The following is a 22,343-nucleotide window of genomic DNA, read 5'->3' as shown; positions in this document are numbered from 1 at the left end:
GGCGTTCCTAGCGGGTCGTCAGGCGACGCCGTGCCAGCAGCGTGAGTTCGATGACCGCGAACAACAGCAGTGCATAGCCGAGCAGTTCGGTGGTCTCCTCAGCGGCATTCTTGAAGTCCCGCACATAGGCGTCGCCGAGAATTGCCATCCACATCTCGCCGCGGCCATAGAGCCGCGAGAAGACATAGGTGACCAGAAAGCCAGCCGCGAAAAGCCCGAAAGAGAAGCTGTTGGCGTAGCGTTCGAACTCGGCGAGAAAGGTGTGTCGGGCGCGGATCACGGCATAAAGGCTGGGCAGTACGATCAGGGTAACGATGACCTGCCAGGCGCCATCGAAGACGTAGGCGTCGAGCAGGGCGTCTTGTTCGCGAACCAATGAAGCGCCGAGGAAGGCCATCATCAGCAGACTGATAGTCGGCAATTGGCGGAGTCCGAAGCGAACGTAAGCCAGCAGGATGACGCAGATCGCAAGTAGGGTCGACTGAGTGAGTTCAGTGAAGCCGACTTCGGAAAGCCGAGTGTCAGGCAGGTGGATGGCCTCCAGGTAAACGCCCTGCACCAGAGCGGCGGTTAGCAGGATGTAGCACAGTGCGCGAAGGCAGGTGGAGCGAAAGCTAATGGTCTCTGGAGACATGCGAGCAGCCAATCCTTTGGGGCGTGTGTTGGTGATGCAATAATTAGTTGACTCGCTATTTTATCGCAATTGTCGTCGAAGTGACCACCTGCACGGCTAGTTGCCAGATACCCGTTGAGCCTCTTCGACCAGCCAGTCGTGTACCGCCTTGACGCGTCGGTCATCCAGGGCGCCCGGCGCATGGACGATACCGTAGCGTTTGCCGGTTGCGACGCGTTGCGAGAACGGTGCGATCAGCGTGCCAGTCTTTAGCTCATTGGTAATCAGGGTCTGGCGGGCGATGGCCACGCCCATGCCGGCACTCGCCGCATCCATGGTCAGTTGGTTGCGGTTGAACGTATAGCCTCGCTGAACGCCCACGTGGGGGGCGTCGATCTCGTGCAGGAAGTGCTCCCATTCAGCATAGTCGCTGCTGCCGCGCCAGGCGGTGACATCATGCAGTAGGGGGTACCAGGCCAGGTCCTCCGGACGGCGTAGCGGGGGTTTGCCGCGCAGCAGACTTGGCGCGCAGACCGGGAAGATCACTTCGTCCATCAGTGGTGTGATGGCGAGCCCCGGGTAGTGGCCATCGTTGAGGTCCAGGGCGAGATCGAAGTCGCCCTCGCGCAGCGAGATGCTGCTGTCTTCGGCGACGACCTGCAGTTCGATGTCGGGGAAGCGGGCCTGTAGTCGGGGTAGGCGAGGCATCAGCCACTTGGCAAGAAAGGAGGGCACCGAGCGCAACCTGAGGATGCCGCTCATCACCCCGCTGCGCAGTCGCCTGACTTCGAGGCCCACGGCCTGGTAGGCGTCATCGACGACCAGGGCCAATCGACGCCCCTCGTCGGTGAGCTCTAGGCGTCGTGGCAGACGCCTGAACAGCTTGAAGCCGAGCCGCTCCTCGAGCTGCTTGATCTGCTGGCTGACCGCGCCGGTGGTAACGTGCAGCTCTTCGGCAGCGCGAGTGAAGGACAGATGGCGAGCGCTGACCGCGAAGACCTTCAACCAGGCATGGGTCTGCGAATTGAGGGATCGGCTCATGATTTAGTTTTTCTAAAGTTGAAGCGAGTATTTCTGGATTGTATCGCGCCTCCTTCCGAACCACTATAGGTTCATCTGGCCTGATTGGGGTGCCACCTTTAGCCAAATTGATGTCAATGGCTCCCCAGGCATCCAAGCCATGCTTCCTTTAATGAGGTGAACCATGTCCATCAGCGTCTTCGACCTGTTCAAAATCGGTATCGGTCCGTCGAGTTCCCACACGGTGGGGCCGATGCAGGCCGCTCATGATTTCGTCGAGGAGCTGCGCTCGCTTGATCTGCTCGAGCGAGTGGCGCGTGTCGAAGTGTGCCTGTATGGCTCGCTGTCAGCTACCGGTATTGGTCACGGCACCGACCGGGCAGTGATCATGGGGCTGATGGGGGAGCTGCCGAGCACCATTGATACCAACACCATCAATCCTTGCATCGAGGAGCTGGTGGAATCTCGTACTCTGTTGCTCGACAACCGCCTGGCGATCCCCTTCCTGTGGTCGCGCGACATGCAGCTGTTAGACGAATGCCTGCCGCATCACCCCAACGCGATGCGCCTGATTGCCCACGGTCATAGCGATGAGCTGTACCGCAATACCTACTATTCAGTGGGTGGCGGTTTCGTGATCGACGAGGCTCAGGCCCAGGGCGGCGCCCTGGATACCGATACCACGCCGCTGCCTTACGATTTTAATAGTGCTGGTGAGCTGTTGGCGCTTTGTCGCATGCATGACATGCGCATCTCAGAGTTGATGCTCGAGAACGAGAAGGCGTGGCGCAGTGAGCGGGAGATCCGCGACGGCCTGTGGACGATCTGGCAGGCCATGCGCGACTGCGTCGAGACCGGCTTCACCAACGAAGGTGTGTTGCCCGGTGGATTGAACGTCAAGCGTCGTGCCGCCTCGCTGCATCGTCGTCTGGTGGCGATGGAAGGCAGTCATAGCCTGATTACCTCTACCTTCTCGGCAATGGACTGGGTCAACGTCTTTGCCCTGGCAGTCAACGAGGAGAATGCCGCCGGTGGGCGCATGGTCACCGCGCCCACCAACGGTGCGGCGGGCATCATTCCGGCGGTGCTGCACTATTACATGAAGTTCCAGCCCGACGCCTGTGAGCGCGACGTGGTCGACTTCCTGCTGGCCGCCGGTGCGGTGGGCATCTTGTGCAAGAAGAACGCCTCGATTTCTGGCGCCGAAGTGGGCTGTCAGGGCGAGGTTGGCTCGGCCTGCGCGATGGCCGCCGCCGGACTCGCCGAGATCATGGGGGGCAGCATCGGCCAGGTAGAGAATGCCGCCGAGATCGGCCTTGAGCATAACCTGGGTCTGACCTGCGACCCGGTCGGTGGGCTGGTGCAGGTGCCGTGCATCGAGCGCAATGCCATCGCCTCGGTCAAGGCTATCAATGCTGCCCAGATGGCGCTTCGTGGTGACGGCGAGCACTTCATCTCGCTGGACAAGGCGATCCGCACCATGCGCGACACCGGTCGCGACATGCAGGACAAGTACAAGGAAACCTCGCGCGGCGGTCTTGCCGTTAATGCCATCGAATGCTGATTCTGGCGGGCCTGGCTCGTCATTGATCAACCCCTTGGGCGCCCGCTGGGCGCCCTTTTTTATGCGCCCGTTAGTGTCGCTACATCGCCGACCCGGCGCTGTCAGCGCCGCGCCGGCAACACCTCGTGAATATGGGCGACCAGGTAGTCGACGAACTGGCGAACCTTGGGTGAGAGGTGGCGGTGTCGGGGATACACCGCCCAGACAGCGGTGTCGCGGTGACGAAAGTGGTCGAGTACCGAGACCAGCTCGCCGCTGGCGAGATGCGCCTCGACGTAGTAGTCCGGCAGCTGTGCGATGCCCAGTCCCTTGAGAGTCGCATCCAGCAGGGCGGGGCCCGAATTGGCCTGCCAGCGACCGCCGACGCGAACCTCTCGGCGCATCCCATCGACCTCGAACAGCCATTGATCCCGGGAGCCGAGCAGGCAGGTGTGAGTGGCAAGTTCGGTCAGCGAATGTGGGCGGGGGACCTGAGCGAAGTAGTCCCGCGAGCCGACCACGTACTCGCGGCGCTCACACAGGCGCCTTGCGATCAGCGTCGAGTCCTTGAGCACTCCCATGCGAATCGCCACGTCATAGCCCTCGTCGATCAGCTCGACGCGGCGATTGGTGAAGTGCATATCCACCTCGAGCTGTGGGTGCTGGCGCTGAAAATCATTGACCAGCGGGGCGATGAAACGCTCACCAAAGGTGGTCGAAGATGTCAGCTTGAGCACGCCCTTGGGTCGCGCATGGAAGTCATGAACGGCGGCTTCGGCCTCCTGGAAACCATCGAACAGATGGCGGCAATGCTCATAGTAGAGAGTGCCGGCATCGGTCAGGTGTAGTTGTCGCGTGGTACGGTAGAGCAGTGTGGCCCCGAGCTGATTCTCGAGCTGGCCTACCAGCCGGCTGACGTGTGACGTCGAGACCTTGAGCGTGCGTGCCGCGGCAGAGAAGCTGCCCAGGCGAACCACTTCGACGAAGGCTTCGATACGATCCCAGCGTTGCATGTGGTGAAGGATGCTCCCTGATCTTTGCTGAGTGACAACAATTTTGTGTGTCCCACCCAGTTTATCGCGACAGGCGCTGTCGCCTAGACTGGTTTCACTACAGCCGGCAACGTTTTTCTCCTGACCGGCTGATATATGTTCCTACATCCTACTGTCTGGAGTCGCCATGAAATCTCGTGCCGCTATTGCACTGGAAGCCGGCAAGCCGCTGGAACTCACAGAAATCGACGTCGAGCCTCCCAAGGCCGGTGAAGTGCTGGTTCGCATGGTCGCCACCAGCGTCTGCCATACCGATGCCTATACGCTGTCCGGCTCCGATCCGGAAGGCCTCTTTCCCTCGGTGCTGGGTCACGAAGGTGCCGGTATCGTTGAGGAAGTCGGCGAGGGCGTGACGGGGCTTGTGCCCGGCGACCACGTCATCCCGCTCTATACGGCCGAGTGCGGTCAGTGCAAATTCTGCCTTTCTGGCAAGACCAATCTGTGCAGCTCGGTGCGTGCCACTCAAGGCAAGGGCCTGATGCCGGATGGCACCTCGCGCTTCTCACTGGACGGTAAGCCCCTGCATCATTACATGGGCTGCTCGACGTTCTCCGAGTACACCGTGGTGCCTGAGGTATCGCTTGCCAAGGTGTCCAAGGAAGCCCCGCTGGACAAGATTTGCCTGCTCGGCTGTGGTGTGACCACGGGTATCGGTGCTGTCATGAATACGGCCAAGGTCGAGCCGGGCTCCACCATCGCCGTGTTCGGTCTCGGTGCCATCGGCCTTGCCGTCATCCATGGCGCGCAAATGGCTAAGGCCAGCCGCATCATCGCCATCGACATCAACCCGGAGAAGTTCGAATTGGCGCGCGAGTTCGGTGCCACCGAGTTCGTCAATCCGAATGACTACAGCGATTCGATCCAGCAGGTCATCGTCGATCTGACCGATGGCGGCGTCGACTACTCCTTCGAGTGCATCGGCAATGTCAATGTCATGCGTTCGGCGCTGGAGTGCTGCCACAAGGGGTGGGGCGAGTCGATCATCATCGGCGTCGCCGGTGCCGGTGAGGAAATCTCCACGCGGCCCTTCCAGCTGGTGACCGGGCGCGTCTGGAAAGGCTCCGCCTTCGGTGGCGTCAAGGGTCGCAGCGAGCTGCCGGGTTATGTCGATCGCTACATGAAGGGTGAGCTCAAGATTGACGAGTTCATCACCCAAGACATGCCGTTCGAGAAGATCAACGAAGCCTTCGAATTGCTGCATGCGGGCAAGAGCATTCGCACCGTACTGCATTTCTGAGCGAAGGAGACGCACCGATGAGCATGTCCGAATCCCTGGAACTGGTATCTGCCACCAAGAGCTTCGGCGGCTGGCTCAAGCGCTACAAGCATCACGCGCGGGCGCTGGACTGCGAGATGGTCTTTTCCATCTATCTGCCGCCTCAAGCCGAGACCGAGCGGGTGCCGTTGATGTGGTGGCTGTCGGGGCTGACCTGCACCGACGAGAACTTCATGCAGAAGGCCGGTGCTCAGCGGCTCGCCGCCGAGCTTGGCATCGCCATCGTCTGTCCGGATACCAGCCCGCGAGGGCTGGATCTGCCCGGCGAGCATGACAGCTACGATTTCGGCAGTGGAGCCGGCTTCTACGTGAATGCCACCCAGGAACCCTGGGCCAAGCACTACCGCATGTACGACTACGTGGCCGAGGAGCTACCTTCGGTCGTACGCCAGCACTTCCCGGTCAACGGTCGCGAGTCGATCAGCGGGCACTCCATGGGCGGTCATGGTGCCTTGGTACTGGCGCTGCGTCGTCCTGGGCAGTACGCGGCGGTTTCAGCATTCGCGCCGGTCGTGAATCCGGTGGCAAGCCCCTGGGGGCAGAAAGCGTTTACCCATTACCTGGGTGAAGACACGCGTAACTGGACTCAATATGACGCCTGTGAGCTGGTGGCCAAGGGCGCCTCGCGCCAGCCGTTGTTCATCGATCAGGGCGAGGCCGACAACTTCCTTGACGAGCAGCTGATGCCAGAACGGCTGGAGGCGGCGTGTGAAAAACGCGATCATCCGCTGACACTGCGCCGGCATGCCGGCTATGACCACAGTTACTACTTCATTGCCACCTTTATTGAGGATCACCTGCGTTATCACGCCGAGCAGCTGTACAAGAAACGCTGAGTGGACTCGATCTTACTTGCCCCGTTTCTCTTCCTTTCGGGCTAGGGGCGCGTCAGGGCTCTTCTCCTTCGGGCGAAGGGCCCTTTTCGCTTTCTGGCCCATGGCGTGTGCACCGATTATTTCAGTTCACCGAAACGGTGCATTCGATAGCTAAATTTGGCATGTCAAAAAGCGACACACAGATTACATTTAGGCTATCTCTTGCCTGATGGCGACATTCATAGCGGGGTTGTCTTGCTCACGTGTCGCGATCTGGACATCGATAACGCCACCGTGATTGACCAGGCGATGGCGCTACTGCGTGTTGCTTACACAACAACCATAAAGACGTGAGGGTCGACGTGATCCTTGCCGATATACCGTGCTGGAGTCCTGACCATGACTACTGCTTCCCAAGGGCCTCGCCAGTCATCTGCCTTGCCCTCTTCTCAGTCCAAGCCCTCTGCGGCCAAATCGCCGCAGACCTTTGGCTTCCTGCTGCTCGATAACTTCACCCTGATGTCGTTGTCCTCGGTCATTGAGCCGCTGCGCATGGCGAACCAGTTGGCGGGACGAGAGCTCTATCGCTGGTACACCATTAGTCACGACGGCTGCCTAGTGACCGCCAGTGACGGCCTACGTGTCACGCCGGATGCCGGTTTCCAGACGCCGCTGAACCTGGATACCGTGATCGTCTGCGGTGGCGTCGCTCCGCAACGGTCTGTCCAGCGCGAGCACACCTACTGGTTGCAGACCCAGGCCCGTCAATCCCGTCGGATCGGCTCGGTTTGTACCGGCAGTTGGGCGCTTGCCAAGGCGGGGCTACTTGACGGCTATGAGACCAGCACTCACTGGGAGTCCATGGCCGCCATGCAGGAATCCTATCCGCGGGTCGCTCTGAGCTCTCGATTGTTTTCCATCGATCGCGACCGGGTTACCGCCTCTGGCGGCACCGCGCCGCTTGACATGATGTTGCATCTGATCGCTCTGGATCATGGCCGCGAGCTCTCGGCCAGTATCTCTGAGATGTTCATCTACGACCGGGTGCGCGGCGACCAGGACCTGCAGCGGGTACCGCTCAAACACGTGCTGGGCACTACGCAGCCCAAGCTTCTGGAGATCGTGGCGCTGATGGAAGCCAACCATGAAGAACCTATCTCCCTTGATGAGCTGGCAAACTACGTGGACGTCTCGCGTCGCCAACTCGAGCGACTGTTCCAGAAATACCTGCACTGCTCGCCGTCACGCTATTACCTCAAGCTGCGCTTGACTCGGGCTCGGCAGCTGCTCAAGCAGACCGCGATGTCGATCATCGAGGTGGCCTCGGCCTGTGGTTTCGTTTCAACGCCGCATTTTTCCAAGTGCTATCGGGAGTATTTCGGCATGCCGCCACGGGACGAGCGGCAGGGAATCGGCAGTCGGCAGGCGCGTCAGGTTTTTGCCGCGGGCCCCGAAGGGGCTTTTACATCGCTGCAGAGCGAGGGGGTGTCACTCGAGCCCGTTTCCAGTGCCGTGCTGGCGCTGACCCAGGCGCAGGGAGAGCCGACCTATGCAAGCGTGCCGCTCTAGAGCAGAAGTTGGCGCTAATGGGGTCGTCACGCCCAGGTCATGCCCCTAGCGGGCTGGTTGCTCCCATCAATGCCGTGCCCTGAGGGCGCGGCATTTGCTTGTTGGCTTGTTATACTGCGGGCCCGATGAGCGTCCCGAGGCCGACATGAGCGATTGGCAAGGCAAATTACTGCGCACTGTGTTGTGGGCGGCGGGGGGCTTCGTTGCCGCTTCACTGCTGCTGGTGTTGCTGTTCCGGGTGGTGCCGGTGTTCGGCTCGATGGTGATGGTCGAGCGCAAGCTCGAGTCCTGGGTCGGTGGCGAACCGATCAACATCGACCAGCAATGGCGGCCCTGGGCGGAGCTTTCCGGGCATGCCAAGATCGCAGTGATCGCCGCCGAGGATCAGCGATTCCCCGAGCATCATGGCTTTGATCTCGAACAGATTCGTCGCGCCATCGAATCAAGCCGCAATGGCGAGGGCCTGCGTGGGGCCAGTACCATCAGTCAGCAGACCGCCAAGAACCTCTTTCTGTGGACTGGACGCAACTGGCTGCGCAAGGGGCTCGAGGCCTGGTTTACCTTGCTCATCGAAGCGCTTTGGCCAAAGGAGCGCATCCTCGAGGTCTATCTGAATATCGTCGAGTGGGATAGAGGTGTCTTCGGCCTGGAAGCCGCTGCTCAGCATTACTTCGGAGTCAGCGCCGCTCGACTTAATGTCAATCAGGCCAGCCGCCTGGCAGCGATCCTGCCCAATCCTCGGGGATGGAGCGCTTCACGCCCTGGCCCCTATATCGAGGAACGCAGTCGCTGGATTCGCCAGCAAATGAATAACTTGGGCGGAGTTTCCTACCTCGAACGCCTGTAATACCTACCTCGAACGCTTGTAATAGTCGGATGCTAATATCGCGATCGCGACAGCTCTGACGTTTTTGGAAAACTCCCGGTCGCTTCCAAGCGACGAGCGGGGCAGTCCCGGGGCTATGCTGCCGGCAAGTCATCTTCTTGCTTGGAGTACCCTTCATGACCTCTTCCGACCTGCATCAGGACGCCATCGTTATCGATGGTCTCGTCATCGCCAAATGGAACCGTGAGCTGTTCGAGGACATGCGCAAGGGTGGTCTGACCGCGGCCAACTGCACCGTCTCCGTCTGGGAAGGTTTTCAGGCAACCGTCGACAACATCGTCAAGACCAATGCCCTGATGGCCGATAGCTCGGATCTGGTGCTGCCGGTACGGACCACCGCCGACATTGCACGGGCCAAGGAAGAGGGCAAGACCGGCATCATCTACGGTTTCCAGAACGCCCATGCCTTCGAAGACCAGCTCGGTTATATCGAGATCTTCAAGAAGCTTGGCGTGGGCATCGTGCAGATGTGCTACAACACCCAGAACCTGGTGGGTACCGGCTGCTACGAGCGTGACGGCGGCCTGTCCGGCTTTGGCCGTGAGGTCGTCGCCGAGATGAACCGTGTGGGCATCATGTGCGATCTCTCCCACGTTGGCGAGAATACCTCTCGTGAGGTCATCGAGGCCTCCGAGAAGCCGGTCTGCTACTCGCACTGCCTGCCGTCTGGGCTCAAGGAACACCCGCGCAACAAGTCCGACGCCGAACTCAAGTTCATCGCCGACAACGGCGGCTTCGTCGGCGTGACCATGTTCACTCCCTTCCTGCGTGCCGGCGTCGACGCCACCGTTGACGACTATGTCGAAGCCATCGAGTACGTCATGAACATCGTCGGTGAAGATGCCATCGGTATCGGTACCGACTTCACCCAGGGCCACGGTCATGACTTCTTTGAGTGGCTGACCCATGACAAGGGCTATGCGCGTCGCCTGACCCGCTTCGGCGATATCATCAATCCCGAGGGTATCCGCACCATCGGCGAGTTCCCGAACCTCACCGACGCGCTGCTCCGTCGCGGCATGAGCGAGCGCCAGGTGCGCAAGATCATGGGCGAGAACTGGGTCCGCACCCTTAAGGACGTGTGGGGCGCCTGAACGGCGCCGCTATCCGATAGATTCGAGACCAACAACAACGTAAGCGAGACACCCCGTGACCAAGATGGCCCCCGAACTGCCCATAGAGGTAGATGCCGACACCGGTATCTGGACGACTGACGCCCTGCCCATGCTGTATGTGCCGCGTCACTTTTTCATCAACAACCACATGGCCGTGGAAGAAGCGCTGGGCGCCGAGAAGTACGCCGAGATTCTTTACAAAGCCGGCTACAAGAGTGCCTGGCACTGGTGCGAGAAGGAAGCCGAGTGCCACGGCCTCGAGGGTGTGGACGTCTTCGAACACTACATGAAGCGTCTCTCGCAGCGCGGCTGGGGACTGTTCATCACCGAGGCCATCGATCTCGACGCCGGTACCTGTCGTGTACGCCTTGAGCACAGCGCCTTCGTCTATCAGATGGGCAAGGTCGACCGGAAGATCGAGTACATGTTTACCGGTTGGTTCGCCGGTGCCATGGACCAGATCCTTTCCGCGCGTGGCAGCGAGTTGCGCACCGTCGCCGAACAGACGCAGAGCGGAGCCGAAGAAGGCTGCGACGTCGGATTTTTCGTTACCCGTCCGCTCGACACCCCACAGGGCTGAGGAAGCATAACCATGGCATTCGACGCGATCTTCCAGCCGATCAAAATCGGCAATCTGACCATTCGTAACCGCGTGGTCAGCACCGCACACGCTGAAGTGCATGCCACCGACGGCGGCATGACCACCGACCGGTACGTGAAGTACTACGAGGAAAAGGCCAAGGGCGGCTGCGGCCTGTGCATCTGCGGTGGTTCTTCAGTGGTCTCCATCGACAGTCCCCAGGGCTGGTGGAGCTCGGTGAACCTGGCTACCGACCGGATCATTCCGCACTTCCAGAATCTGGCGGACGCGGTGCACAAGCACGGCGGCAAGATCATGATCCAGATCACCCACATGGGACGTCGCTCACGCTGGGACGGCTTCGACTGGTCGACCCTGCTGTCGCCCTCGGGTATTCGCGAGCCGGTTCACCGCTCGACCTGCAAGACCATCGAAGAAGAGGATATCTGGCGCATTATCGGTGACTTCGCTCAGGCCGCGCGTCGTGCGAAGGAAGGTGGCCTGGATGGCGTCGAGCTGTCCGCCGTGCACCAGCACCTGATCGACCAGTTCTGGAGCCCGCGCGTCAACAAGCGGACCGACGAGTGGGGCGGCAGCTTCGAGAACCGCATGCGTTTCGGCATGGAGGTGCTCAAGGCGGTACGCGCCGAGGTCGGCGACGACTTCTGCGTCGGCCTGCGCATCTGCGGCGACGAGTTCCATCCGGACGGCCTGTCCCACGATGACATGAAGCAGATCGCCGCCTATTACGATGAAACCGGCATGGTCGATTTCTTCGGTGTGGTCGGCTCGGGCTGCGACACCCATGACACCCTGGCCAACGTCATTCCCAACATGGCCTATCCGCCGGAGCCCTTCCTGCACCTGGCAGCGGGCGTCAAGGAAGTGGTCAAGGCGCCGGTCATCCACGCCCAGAACATCAAGGATCCCAATCAGGCCCAGCGTATCCTCGAGGGGGGGTATGTGGACCTCGTGGGCATGACGCGCGCGCACATTGCTGACCCGCACCTGATCACCAAGATCAAGATGGATCAGGTCGACCAGATCAAGCAGTGCGTGGGCGCCAACTACTGCATCGACCGTCAGTATCAGGGACTCGACGTGCTGTGCATCCAGAACGCCGCCACGTCGCGCGAGTACATGGGGCTGCCGCACATCATCGAGCAGACCGAAGGCAAGAAGCGCAAGGTCGTGGTGGTCGGCGGTGGTCCTGGTGGCATGGAAGCGGCGCGCGTCGCCGCCGAGCGAGGTCATGAGGTCACGCTGTTCGAGGCTGCAGATCAGCTAGGGGGGCAGATCACCACCGCCTCCAAGGCACCGCAGCGTGATCAGATTGCCGGCATCACCCGCTGGTTCCAGCTCGAACTGGATCGCCTCAAGGTTGACCAGCGCATGGGCACGCGTGCCGATGAGGCAACCATTCTTGATCTGCGTCCGGACATCGTGGTGCTAGCCACCGGTGGTCATCCTTACCTCGAGCAGTATCCAGAGTGGGGCTACTCTGAGAATCAGGATGAAAGCTTGGTCGTGAGCACCTGGGACATTCTCAATGGCAAGGTAGAGCCGGGCAAGAACGTGCTGATCTATGATGCGCTGTGCGAGTTCTCCGGGATGTCCGCGGCGGACTACTTGGCCGACAAGGGGGCCAAGGTCGAGATCGTCACCGATGACATCAAGCCAGGCGCGGCGGTGGGGGGGACCACCTTCCCGACCTACTACCGGAGTCTTTATCAGAAGGAGGTGATCATGACCTCCGACCTGATGCTGCACAAGGTCTATCGCGAGGGCGATTCACTGGTCGCGGTACTCGAGAACGAGTATACCGGGACTCAGGAAGAGCGCGTGGTCGATCAAGTGGTCGTCGAGAACGGCGTGCGTCCCGATGAGGCGCTTTACTACGCGCTCAAGGATAAGTCCCGCAACAAGGGACAGGTGGACCTGGAGGCCCTCTACGCCATCCAGCCGCAGCCATGCTTGAGCGAGGAAGGTGAAGAGCCGCTGCTGTTCCGTCTCGGTGACTGCACCGCGCCGCGCAACACCCATGCGGCTATCTACGACGCCCTGCGTCTCTGCAAGGACTTCTAAGCGCCCATTGGCGTAGCACTTGAAGCCCTCAGCGGCCCGGTCAGTGATGGCCGGGCCGCCCAACAATTCCAATATTGCGAGGTGAGCCGAGATGCTCGATACCCTCCTGCCGATCCTGATCGCTGGTGCACTGGCGCTGGCGGTGGTCGGTGCCTGGCGGCGTGTCCGCCTGTGGCGCCAAGGTCGTCCCGCCCCCGTTTCCCTGCTCAAGGGGCTAGCCGCCATCCCGCGTCGCTACCTGGTGGATCTCCACCATGTGGTCGCCCGCGACAAGATGATATCCAATACGCACGTGGCCACCGCCGGCGGATTCGTCGCGGCGGCCGTGCTGATGGTCCTGGTGCACGGCCTGGGCTTGGCCGAAGGCATCCTCGGCTGGGTGCTGCTTGCCGCTAGTGCCACCATGTTTGCCGGCAGCTGCTTCGTGGCTCGCCGCCGTCGCAACCCGCCGGCTCGCCTTTCCAAGGGCCCGTGGATGCGGCTGCCCAAAAGCCTGATGGCCTTCTCGCTGAGCACCTTCGCCATTACCCTGCCCGCCGTCGGTCTGTTGCCTGAAGATTTCGGCAGCTGGATCCTGGCGCTGGTGCTCTCCGCCGTGTTGGTCTGGGGCCTGGGCGAGATGTTCTTCGGCATGACCTGGGGCGGGCCCATGAAGCACGCCTTTGCCGGTGCCCTTCATCTGGCCTTCCATCGCCGTCCTGACCGTTTCTCCACTAAAGAGGGAGGCGAAGGGCGCTCGACGGGTCTCAAGGCGCTGAACCTGGACGACCACGAGGCGCCGCTGGGCGTGGAAACGCCCAGTGACTTTACCTGGAATCAACTGCTCGGGTTCGATGCCTGCGTGCAGTGTGGTCGCTGCGAGGCGGTATGCCCCGCCTTCGCCGCCGGCCAGCCGCTCAATCCCAAGAAGCTGATCCAGGACATGGTCGTCGGTATGGCCGGCGGCAGTGATGCCGAGTATGCCGGCAGCCCTTATCCCGGCAAGCCGGTAGGGGAGCATGAAGGCAGTGCCGATGGGCCCATCGTGGCTCGCCAGGGCAAGGCACTGGTAGACGCCGATACCCTGTGGTCGTGCACCACCTGTCGCGCCTGCGTCGAGGAGTGCCCGATGATGATCGAGCATGTCGATGCCATCGTCGACATGCGCCGTTTCATGACCCTTGAGCACGGCAATACCCCCAATAAAGGGGCAGAGGTCCTCGACAACCTGATCGCGACCGACAACCCCGGCGGCTTCGACCCCGGCGCCCGCATGCACTGGGCCGCTGACCTAGCGCTGCCATTGATGGCCGATCGTGGTGAAGCCGAGGTGCTGTTGTGGTTGGGTGATGGCGCCTATGACATGCGTAACCAGCGTACGCTGCGTTCACTGGTCAAGGTATTGCGTGCCGCTGATGTCGACTTTGCCGTGCTCGGTGACGAGGAGCGCGACAGCGGCGACGTGGCGCGGCGCCTGGGCGATGAGGCCACCTTCCAGAGCCTGGCCAAACGCAATATCGCCACCCTGTCGAAGTATCGTTTCAAGCGTATCGTTACCTGTGACCCGCACAGCTTCCATGTGCTCGGCAACGAGTATGGCGAGCTGGGTGGCGAGTACGAGGTGCGTCACCACTCGACCTTCATCGCCGAACTCTATGATGCCGGCAAGCTGGCCTTCGCTCCCTGGAAGGGCGGTCGGGTGACCTACCACGATCCCTGCTATCTCGGTCGCTATAACGGCGAGTTCGAGGCACCGCGCAATGTGCTCAAGGCGCTGGGTATCGAGGTCGCCGAGATGGAGCGCTCCGGCTTCCGCTCGCGCTGCTGCGGTGGCGGCGGCGGGGCTGCCATCACCGACGTTCCGGGCAAGCAACGTATTCCCGACATGCGTATGGGCGACGTTGGCGAGACGGGTGCCGATATGGTGGCGGTGGGTTGCCCGCAGTGTACCGCCATGCTTGAGGGCGTGGTCGACTCTACCGCCGAGGTGCGCGACATCGCGGAACTCGTTGCCAATGCACTGGTAGAGGCACCGGCGAGCGCCGGCGACCGTTCCCAGGCACAAGGGCCTCAGGCCGTGGAGGTGTCGTGATGAGTGAGATTTTACGTCGAGATCCGCGTAAGGAATGGATTGCCCGCAACCGACTGCATCCCAAGCACCTGGAGGTGCTGGCGGAACTCGGTCGAGGGGCGGCCAGCGAATGGATGGGGCCGCAGGGCCTGGTCCGCAAGAATCCGCATGCCGTGGGCTTCATGGGGCCCCATGGCATCAGGCGCATTGACCGCAGTGGCGTTCAGCAGGGTCAAGGCGCTGGCGGTGCACGGGCCTCGGCTGCCGTCAGTAAGCCCCGCGTCGAGATCGACGAGCCGGCGTTCCTGGTGACGGTGGTGCCGGACATGGGGGGTGGTCGCCTGTCTGGCCACGATCGCGACCTGCTGGGGTTGGCCCGTCAGCTCGCCGATGCCGATCCCGATGCTCGGGGCGCCGTGGCGGTAGTGACCTTCGGGGCAGCCCCGGAAGATGTGGACGAGGCCGGCGCCGACCGAGTGATCGCACTCGAGGCGGTCGAGGGCTTCGCGCCGGAACGTCGTCTGGTATTGCTCGAGGCCGTCGAGCGTGAATTTGCGCCGCGTCACTGGCTGTTGCCGGATTCAGGTCTCGGTGGTGGTGATCTGGGTCGTCGGATGGCGGCGCGGTTGGGAGAGCGCCCTGTCACTGGCCTTTGGCAAGTGATCGAGGACCCGGAGGCGCCGCTTGGCTGGCAGTGCACCGCACGAGGTGCCGCGGGCAGCAAGGATATTCTGCGCCCAATGCCGCGCTTGGTGATGGCTCTGGCCGAATGCGCCGAGCCGATCAGCGAGACGCGTCACGCGGCGACGCCGCTGATGCTTGAAGCCGGCCTGCCTGAAGTCTCTGAGCCGGCCTTGCCGGGCGGCGTCGATGCGCCCTGGATCGAGGATCTTGGCCAAGTGCCCGTCGATCCTGCCGGCGTTGCGCTGTCTGAAGCCGAGTTCATTCTCTCCGCCGGCAACGGCGTGCGTGATTGGGACGGTTTCCATGAAGCCGCCAAGGTATTGGGGGCAACGGAAGGCGCTTCTCGCGTGGCGGTCGACGATGGCTACATGCCCCGCGATCGTCAGGTGGGGGCCACCGGTACCTGGGTGACCGCCCGCGTCTACGTGGCAGTGGGTATCAGTGGCGCCATCCAGCATTTGCAGGGCATCCAGCCTTGCGAAAAGGTCATTTCCATTAACATGGATGCCGGCTGTGACATGGTCAAGCGGGCCGACCTGGCGGTGATCGGCGATGCCGCCGCGGTTCTCTCGGCATTGGTCGCTCGGGTTCAATCCGCGCGCGGGCAGGAAGGGGCGACCGAATCCTCAGACGCGTCCGCCACTACTGATAAGGAGGCCCGCAATGCCGCCTGATATCCAAGCACCCAAACGGCGTGCTTCGACGACCCCGGTTCTGGATGTCGTCGCCTTGGTCTCTGTCGGTCGCCATCCGGTGACCGGCCGGGGGCGGCGTGCCGATCTCGATGCTCGTGGTGTGGAGCTGGCTCTCTCGCTTCCCGAGGCGCAGACACGCCTGGTGCATGCCGGCCGCTACGATGCGGACAGCGAGCAGGCCCTGCGCGGCTATCTGGGCATGGGGTTCAAGGATCTGACGCTACTCGAGCAGCCCGCTGGCAGCGATGTCAGCGTGGCCCTCGGCGAAGCGCTGGAGGACTGGGGACCGCAGCTGGTGATTGCCGGTGAACGTGCCGAGCAGGGCGAAGGGTCGGGCATGCTGGCGTATCTGCTGGCTGAACGCCTGGGGTGGCCTCTGGTGCAAGGGCTGGCCGCCATCGAGGAGGTGAGTCAGGGGGTGGCGACGGTACTGCAGGCACTGCCGCGCGGCCAGCGCCGACGGCTCAAGGTCCGTCTGCCAGCTATCGTGACCGTTGACAGTGCCGCTCCCGCGGCACGCCAGAGTGCCTTTGGCCCGGCGCGCCGCGGTGAATGCCAGTCGTTGACGGTAGATGCCTGCAAGGATGAGGCACTCTCCAGCTGGACGATGCAGCCGGCCCGTAAACGGCCCAAGCGTCTCAAGATCGTCAAGGCTGCCTCAGCCCGGGATCGTTTCAAGGCCGCGGCGGCCAAGGCCGAAGGCGGTGGTGGTCAGGTTCTTTCGGATGTCACGCCCGACGAGGGTGCCGAAGCCATCTACAAACTGCTCAAGGATGAGGGAGTGCTGCGCTAGAGCAGGCGTTGCGCCATTGCTGCCAGCAGTTGGGCGCTAGATGATAGCGATCGGCGGGCGGTAGTGGTGTTGCCGGTGCACGCAGCATCGACCAGCTGTACTCCCCTTGTTTCATGGCTCCCTCAGTAAAAAGCCCCGGCCTTGTGCCGGGGCTTTTTCGTTTTCGGTGCTATGCTCAGGGCGCGATTCTCTGGCTCGCATCGGTGAAGCCCATCAGCGAGATGTCCAGGTCCCTGCGGTTGCCGCGAGGGTCGACGAAGCTCACGGTCGCGCTGCTACCGGCGCGTAGTGCCTGAAACATCGACGGCTCGAGCGGCAGGTCGGCGCGGCATCCTTGCTGCTGACAGACCTGATAGGGGAATTGGGCGGGCTGTCCGCTTCCTGCGCTCAGCTGCAGTCCCGGGGCCAGGCGCACGCCCAGCGGCAGCAGGATAGTGATTGCAGGGCTACCCTCGAGTTGTGGCGGGTAGGCGACTACCACTCGCATCAAGGGCTGGTTACTCTCGGCATTGCTGACCACCTGGTTCATGGTGCAGTTCCCCTGGCGGGCCTCGCTGGGGCAGACGACCTCCCAGTCACTGAATTGCTCGGTGGTGATATCGGTACGGGCTTGATCCGATGGGCCCTGCTGGGCCAGTGCGTTGGGGGCAAAAGCCAGCAGCGACAGCAGACCTGTCATGCAAAGGTGGCGGGTAAGAGGGGCTAACATTGGGAGATACCTCCTTGATTCAGGTGGTCGTGAACGTTCGTGGTCATCATGTATCGGTTGCCGGCGAGCCTAGTGACTCCCTGAGCCTATGTCGGAATAGAGATATCTACCATGCCCCGTCGACCCCGTAGAGGTCGAGCCCCACTCGTTGATCGAGGCGATCGCGTAGTGGAGCGGTGGGGCCGTTTGCGGCGTATTCCTTTACGAAGCAAGAGAGTGGGGGGTGACAGAGTGCGATGCTTCCCTAAGGCTCTTTGTCGAGCTTAGGTAAGGCTCTTGGTCGCGCTTATCCTTCAGAATCTGCTGTTGCTATCAAGGGGATGTTATCAATTCCCCTGCAGGCGTCAGCCTATACTCGGGTGTGATCGGCGCGGGCGACTGTCGTGAAAACGACCTTTGGCTATGGCATTGCCACTGTGGCGAAGGCGATGTCTTGAATAGGCATGACAATGACTCGTTGGGAACATTCCGGCGGGCTGAAGACGCTAAGGTCGAGTAGCGGCGGTGTCGCCGCATTAGCCAACAACAACGTTGAAGGAAGCCAGCCATGAGTGCAGCCAACCGCGGAGTCGTCTATAAGGGCCCGGGTGAAGTCGCCGTCGAATCCATCGCCTACCCGGAACTCGCCCTCGGCAATCGCAAGTGCGAGCACGGCGTGATCCTCAAGGTCGTCACTACCAACATCTGCGGCAGCGACCAGCATATGGTGCGTGGCCGCACCACCGCCGAGCCGGGTCTCGTCCTGGGTCACGAAATCACCGGCATCGTGGTCGAGTGTGGCCGCGACGTGGAATTCCTTGCCCCGGGCGATCTGGTCTCGGTGCCCTTCAATATCGCCTGCGGCCGCTGCCGTAACTGCAAGTCGGGCGATACCGGCATCTGCCTGAACGTCAATCCGGCACGTCCAGGCGCGGCCTACGGCTACGTCGACATGGGCGGCTGGGTCGGCGGCCAGACCGAATATGTCATGGTCCCGTACGCCGACTTCAACCTGCTGAAGTTCCCGGATGCCGACCAGGCAATGGACAAGATCAAGGATCTGACCCTGCTGTCCGATATCTTCCCGACTGGTTTCCACGGTTGCGTGACCGCGGGCGTCGGTCCGGGCTCCACCGTCTATATCGCCGGTGCTGGCCCCGTCGGTCTTGCCGCAGCCGTGTCTGCCCAGCTGCTGGGTGCGGCCTGTGTCATCGTCGGTGACATGATCGAAGATCGCCTTGCTCAGGCGCGCAGCTTCGGTTGTGAGACCATCGACCTGACCCAGGACGGCGACATGGCCGACAAGATCGAGGTCATCCTCGGTGAGCGCGAAGTCGACGCCTTCGTCGACTGTGTCGGCTTTGAGGCCCATGCCTGTGGTTGCAACCACGGCAAGGAAGCCCCGGCCACCGTGCTGAACTCTGCCATGTCGCTGACGCGCGCCGGCGGCCAGATCGGTATTCCGGGCCTGTACGTCACCGAGGATCCGGGTGCCGAGGATGAGGCGGCCAAGCAAGGCTCGTTGAGCATGCGCTTCGGCCTCGGCTGGGCCAAGTCGCATAGCTTCCACACCGGCCAGTGCCCGGTGATGAAGTATCATCGCCCGCTGATGCAGGCGATCCTGTTCGGCAAGGTCAACATCGCGGATGCGATCAATGTCCAGATGATCAACTTGGACGAGGCGCCCAAAGGCTACGCCGACTTCGATGGCGGCGCGGCGAAGAAATTCGTCATCGATCCGCACGGCAGCGTTCCTGCCTGAATGCGCTCGCTAGCGAGATCAACGACGGCGTCCCTCGGGGCGCCGTTTTTTTGTGGGTCCTGCCTGATGGGTGGCTGTATCGCCACTTCATAAAGAGGTAAAGGCGCTACAGCTAACCAGGTGGCGTCGTTGAGGATGGTCGTGTTCTGTCTGTTGCGGAGTGGGTGCTTCAGATATTTTGCAACGAGCACGATGATTGCTATCTGACGCTGCAATGCAAAGGCCCCGCTAGATGCGGGGCCTTTGGGGTCGTGCGGTCACTCACTGGAGAGCGGGGTGAGGCTCAGCTCTTGGCCAACTTGAGGCGTGACTCGCTATGTCCCAGGTTTTCGCGCATGCGCTCGCTATACCAGTCGACGAAGTCGATGACACCGAACTCAAAGGTCTCCGAGTAGGGGCCCGGCTGGTAGCTCTTGGAGTTGATGCCGCGCTGGTTTTCTTCGGCGAGGTTGCGGTCTTGGGCGTTGGTCGCGTCCCACACCTTGCGCATCTGCTCTGGCTCGTAGTCGACCCCTTCAACGGCTTCCTTGTGTACCAGCCATTTGGTGGTCACCACGGTCTTTTGCGGGCCCAGTGGCAGGACGCGGAAGACGACGGCGTGATCACCCATGAAGTGGTTCCAGGAGTTGGGCAGGTGCAGGATGCGCAGCGATCCCAGGTCGGCGCTCTCAAGATTGCCCATCAGCTTCTTGCTGGCCCGCTTACCGTCCATGGTCATCGATTCCACACCATTAAGCAGCGGCGTGCGGGTCAAGCGGTTACGACGACCGAGACGTGTAAGCTTGTAAGGCACGCCCTGGGCTTCCCAGTCGGCCTGCTTACGAGCGACCAGCTCCTTGTAGGCCGGGGTGGCGCGGGGGTCGTCGGTGTCGTCGAACTCTTGCAGAGAGTTGAGCAGCTCCGGGTGCGCACCGTTGCAGTGGTAGCACTCGCGGTTGTTCTCGAGTACGAGCTTCCAGTTGCACTCTTCGATCAGGCTGGACTCCGCGGCGACCTTGAGGTTCTCCATGTCATAGGGCGCGAGGTAGTGATCCAGGCTCTCGACGAACTCGTCGATAGCGGGAGCTTCCTCGGCCAGGCTGATGAAGATGTAACCGCCGCCAGTGCGAACGTGAACCGGCTTCAGGCCATGGGAGGAAAGGTCAAAGTCCTTACCCATGTCGCTGCCTGCGAATAGCAGACGGCCATCCAGTTCGTAGGTCCACTGGTGGTAAGGGCAGACCAGCTTGGCGACCTTACCCTTGTCGGTGACGCACAGGCGCGAGCCGCGGTGACGGCAGACGTTATGAAAGGCGTGTACTTCACCGTTGTTGCCGCGCACGATCACGATCGGGTTGTCGCCGACATCAAGGGTCATGTAGTTACCCTTGCTCGGGATCTCGCAGGTCATGCCCGCGAATAGCCATTCCTTTTCGAAGATCTCCTGCATGTCGAGGGCGAACAGTCGCTCGTCATTGTAAAAGGGCTGGGGCAGCGAGTGTTGCGGCTGGCGATTGGCCAGCATCTCGGTGGTGGCCTCGCGTGCCGGGGCCAAGGGATCATCCAGCAGGTGGAGGGAAGAAATGGAATCCATGGGGCGTTTCCTCATCAAGCAGGGTCAACGTATTGGTCGACCGGACAGGCGCGGTTGGAGTTATGAGGTGTAAGACGTGAGGCTGGGCCTGTAGGGCCCGCGCCATGGCGCAGAGTTTGGGGCGGGTTGCCGGTTGGCAGTTGTCTGCCGGCGACATCTTATGGTTTCCAGGCGACGAGGCCAGGGGGTGTCGGTGAAGGTACTGGATATGATGAGCATGTGTGTGTCGTAGACAGACAAGTGAGTAGGCTTGTCGGTGGCGCAAAATTCTATCCAGGCCTCACCGGCCAAGACCCCAGTCGCGGCACTCCCTCATTGCAGCCGCCGGCACGCTCAAGCGAGAAACCACCATGATGTCAGAATTCCTCAACCCGGTAACCACGCAGACCTGGACCAACGGTCGTCACCAGGTGCGTTGCGTCAAGGTGATTCAAGAAACCTCGGATACGCGTACTTTCTGTTTCATGGCCGAGCAGCCGGTGATGTTCTTCTTCAAGCCGGGTCAGTTCGTGACACTGGAGCTGGAGATTGCCGGCGAGCAGATTATGCGCTCCTACACCATCTCCAGTTCGCCATCGGTGCCCTACAGTTTTTCGATCACCGTCAAGCGCATTCCTGGGGGCAAGGTTTCCAACTGGCTGCATGACAACTTGAAGTCCGGCGATAACCTGGCCGTGCACGGGCCGGTCGGTCAATTCAACTGCATGGATTTCCCAAGCGACAAGGTGTTGATGCTCTCTGGTGGTGTGGGCATTACACCACTGATGTCGATGATGCGTTGGTATTTCGATACCAATGCGGCCGTGGACGTGGAGTTCGTGCACAGCGCCCGCACTCCTGCGGATATCATCTATCATCGTGAACTGGCACACATCTTTTCTCGTATCCCCGAGTTCAAACTGCATATTGTCACCGAGCGCAGTGACGAGCTGGGCGAAGCCTGGTCGGGCTTCCGGGGCTACTTTAATCAGGCGATGATGGAACTGATGGTGCCGGACTTCATGGAGCGGGAAATTTTCTGCTGTGGCCCGACGCCCTACATGAATGCGGTGAAGGCGCTTCTGCGCAACAATGGCTTCGACATGAGCCATTACCATGAGGAGTCTTTCGGCGCCACACCGCTTGATGTGCAAGAAGATGTCATCGAGAACGCCGAGCAAGCCGAGGCTCAGGCCGAAGAATTGGACTCCGCCGACCTGCTCAGCGTCGAGTTCAGTGCGACCGGCAAGAGCGTGCGTATCCAGCCCGGCGAGACGGTTCACGCTGCGGCCGCCAAGCTTGGGCTGCATATCCCCAAGGCCTGCGGTATGGGCATCTGTGGCACCTGCCGGGTATCGCTCAGCTCTGGCGACGTCGAAATGGATCACAACGGCGGCATCACCGAAGAAGATGTGGCCGATGGCTATATCCTGTCGTGCTGCAGCAAGCCCACCGGCAATGTGGTGGTCGATTACTGAGCAGGCCTACAAGCCGCTATTGGTCTAGTCATGACGAGGCGGTAGCGTGTAAGGCATCGCGAATGTCGCTTAAGCCTCCCGATCTGA

At 61.5% G+C, this 22,343-nt stretch carries 18 protein-coding genes; 13 read left to right on the top strand and 5 right to left on the bottom strand.

What is annotated here, in order from left to right:
- Positions 1–7: 7 nt before the first annotated feature.
- A complete protein-coding gene (locus ETC27_RS03450) occupies positions 8–634 on the bottom strand; it encodes a hypothetical protein (RefSeq protein ID WP_136253557.1) in 627 nt (208 codons plus the stop codon).
- Positions 635–730: 96 nt separating this feature from the next.
- Complete coding sequence (locus ETC27_RS03445; RefSeq protein ID WP_136253556.1) at positions 731–1,654, bottom strand: LysR substrate-binding domain-containing protein; 924 nt, start codon at positions 1,652–1,654, stop codon at positions 731–733.
- Between the two features lie 163 nt (positions 1,655–1,817).
- Here ETC27_RS03445 and ETC27_RS03440 point away from each other — a divergent pair, with 163 nt between their 5' ends.
- The gene (locus ETC27_RS03440) at positions 1,818–3,197 is read left to right on the top strand and encodes an L-serine ammonia-lyase (protein WP_136253555.1); all 1,380 of its coding nucleotides are present in this window, start codon (positions 1,818–1,820) and stop codon (positions 3,195–3,197) included.
- A 101-nt stretch (positions 3,198–3,298) separates the two neighbouring features.
- On the opposite strand, the gene ETC27_RS03435 is transcribed toward ETC27_RS03440, so the two are convergent.
- Entirely contained in the window at positions 3,299–4,189 is an 891-nt protein-coding gene (locus ETC27_RS03435) for a LysR substrate-binding domain-containing protein (protein WP_136253554.1), read from the bottom strand.
- Between the two features lie 166 nt (positions 4,190–4,355).
- Here ETC27_RS03435 and ETC27_RS03430 point away from each other — a divergent pair, with 166 nt between their 5' ends.
- The 10 genes from ETC27_RS03430 (at position 4,356) to etfB (ending at position 16,776) form a co-directional block, all read left to right on the top strand.
- On the top strand, positions 4,356–5,465 hold the full coding sequence (locus ETC27_RS03430) for an S-(hydroxymethyl)glutathione dehydrogenase/class III alcohol dehydrogenase (protein WP_136253553.1): 1,110 nt from the start codon (positions 4,356–4,358) through the stop codon (positions 5,463–5,465).
- A 17-nt stretch (positions 5,466–5,482) separates the two neighbouring features.
- Positions 5,483–6,340 (top strand): S-formylglutathione hydrolase, encoded by an 858-nt coding sequence (fghA, locus tag ETC27_RS03425; RefSeq protein ID WP_136253552.1) that lies wholly within the window; start codon positions 5,483–5,485, stop codon positions 6,338–6,340.
- 378 nt (positions 6,341–6,718) lie between these two features.
- A complete protein-coding gene (gene gbdR / locus ETC27_RS03420) occupies positions 6,719–7,888 on the top strand; it encodes a choline metabolism transcriptional regulator GbdR (RefSeq protein WP_136253551.1) in 1,170 nt (389 codons plus the stop codon).
- Positions 7,889–8,033: 145 nt separating this feature from the next.
- Positions 8,034–8,735: a monofunctional biosynthetic peptidoglycan transglycosylase gene (mtgA, locus tag ETC27_RS03415; RefSeq protein WP_136253550.1), complete on the top strand. Its 702-nt coding sequence runs from the start codon at positions 8,034–8,036 to the stop codon at positions 8,733–8,735.
- A gap of 155 nt (positions 8,736–8,890) precedes the next feature.
- Positions 8,891–9,868: a dipeptidase gene (locus tag ETC27_RS03410; protein ID WP_136253549.1), complete on the top strand. Its 978-nt coding sequence runs from the start codon at positions 8,891–8,893 to the stop codon at positions 9,866–9,868.
- A gap of 55 nt (positions 9,869–9,923) precedes the next feature.
- On the top strand, positions 9,924–10,469 hold the full coding sequence (locus ETC27_RS03405) for a DUF5943 domain-containing protein (protein ID WP_136253548.1): 546 nt from the start codon (positions 9,924–9,926) through the stop codon (positions 10,467–10,469).
- Positions 10,470–10,481: 12 nt separating this feature from the next.
- Entirely contained in the window at positions 10,482–12,554 is a 2,073-nt protein-coding gene (gene dgcA / locus ETC27_RS03400; RefSeq protein ID WP_136253547.1) for a dimethylglycine demethylation protein DgcA, read from the top strand.
- A gap of 91 nt (positions 12,555–12,645) precedes the next feature.
- Complete coding sequence (locus ETC27_RS03395; RefSeq protein WP_136253546.1) at positions 12,646–14,625, top strand: (Fe-S)-binding protein; 1,980 nt, start codon at positions 12,646–12,648, stop codon at positions 14,623–14,625.
- A complete protein-coding gene (gene etfA, locus ETC27_RS03390) occupies positions 14,625–15,962 on the top strand; it encodes an electron transfer flavoprotein subunit alpha (protein ID WP_136253545.1) in 1,338 nt (445 codons plus the stop codon). Before ETC27_RS03395 ends, etfA begins: the two co-directional genes overlap by 1 nt.
- Positions 15,952–16,776 carry an electron transfer flavoprotein subunit beta gene (gene etfB, locus ETC27_RS03385; RefSeq protein WP_136253544.1) on the top strand — a complete coding sequence of 275 codons (825 nt, stop codon included), beginning with the start codon at positions 15,952–15,954 and terminating at the stop codon, positions 16,774–16,776. Before etfA ends, etfB begins: the two co-directional genes overlap by 11 nt.
- A 175-nt stretch (positions 16,777–16,951) precedes the next feature.
- Here the strand turns inward: etfB and ETC27_RS03380 are convergent, their stop codons facing one another.
- Positions 16,952–17,485, bottom strand: coding sequence for an invasion associated locus B family protein (locus ETC27_RS03380; protein ID WP_136253543.1), 534 nt, complete (start codon positions 17,483–17,485; stop codon positions 16,952–16,954).
- Between the two features lie 547 nt (positions 17,486–18,032).
- On the opposite strand from ETC27_RS03380, the gene fdhA reads away from it, so the two are divergent.
- The gene (fdhA, locus tag ETC27_RS03375; RefSeq protein WP_136253542.1) at positions 18,033–19,226 is read left to right on the top strand and encodes a formaldehyde dehydrogenase, glutathione-independent; all 1,194 of its coding nucleotides are present in this window, start codon (positions 18,033–18,035) and stop codon (positions 19,224–19,226) included.
- 283 nt (positions 19,227–19,509) lie between these two features.
- Here fdhA and gbca read toward each other — a convergent pair whose 3' ends face one another.
- Complete coding sequence (gbca, locus tag ETC27_RS03370; protein WP_136253541.1) at positions 19,510–20,799, bottom strand: glycine betaine monooxygenase oxygenase subunit; 1,290 nt, start codon at positions 20,797–20,799, stop codon at positions 19,510–19,512.
- Between the two features lie 350 nt (positions 20,800–21,149).
- On the opposite strand from gbca, the gene gbcB reads away from it, so the two are divergent.
- Positions 21,150–22,256, top strand: a complete 1,107-nt coding sequence (gbcB, locus tag ETC27_RS03365) for a glycine betaine monooxygenase reductase subunit (protein WP_136253540.1) — start codon at positions 21,150–21,152, stop codon at positions 22,254–22,256.
- Positions 22,257–22,343: the final 87 nt, after the last annotated feature.

It is taken from the genome of Onishia niordana (assembly GCF_004798965.1).
In the GTDB taxonomy this organism is placed as follows: Bacteria; Pseudomonadota; Gammaproteobacteria; order Pseudomonadales; family Halomonadaceae; genus Onishia; species Onishia niordana.
Note: the sequence above shows the minus strand (reverse complement) of the source record. Positions and strands in the feature narration are given on the sequence as shown.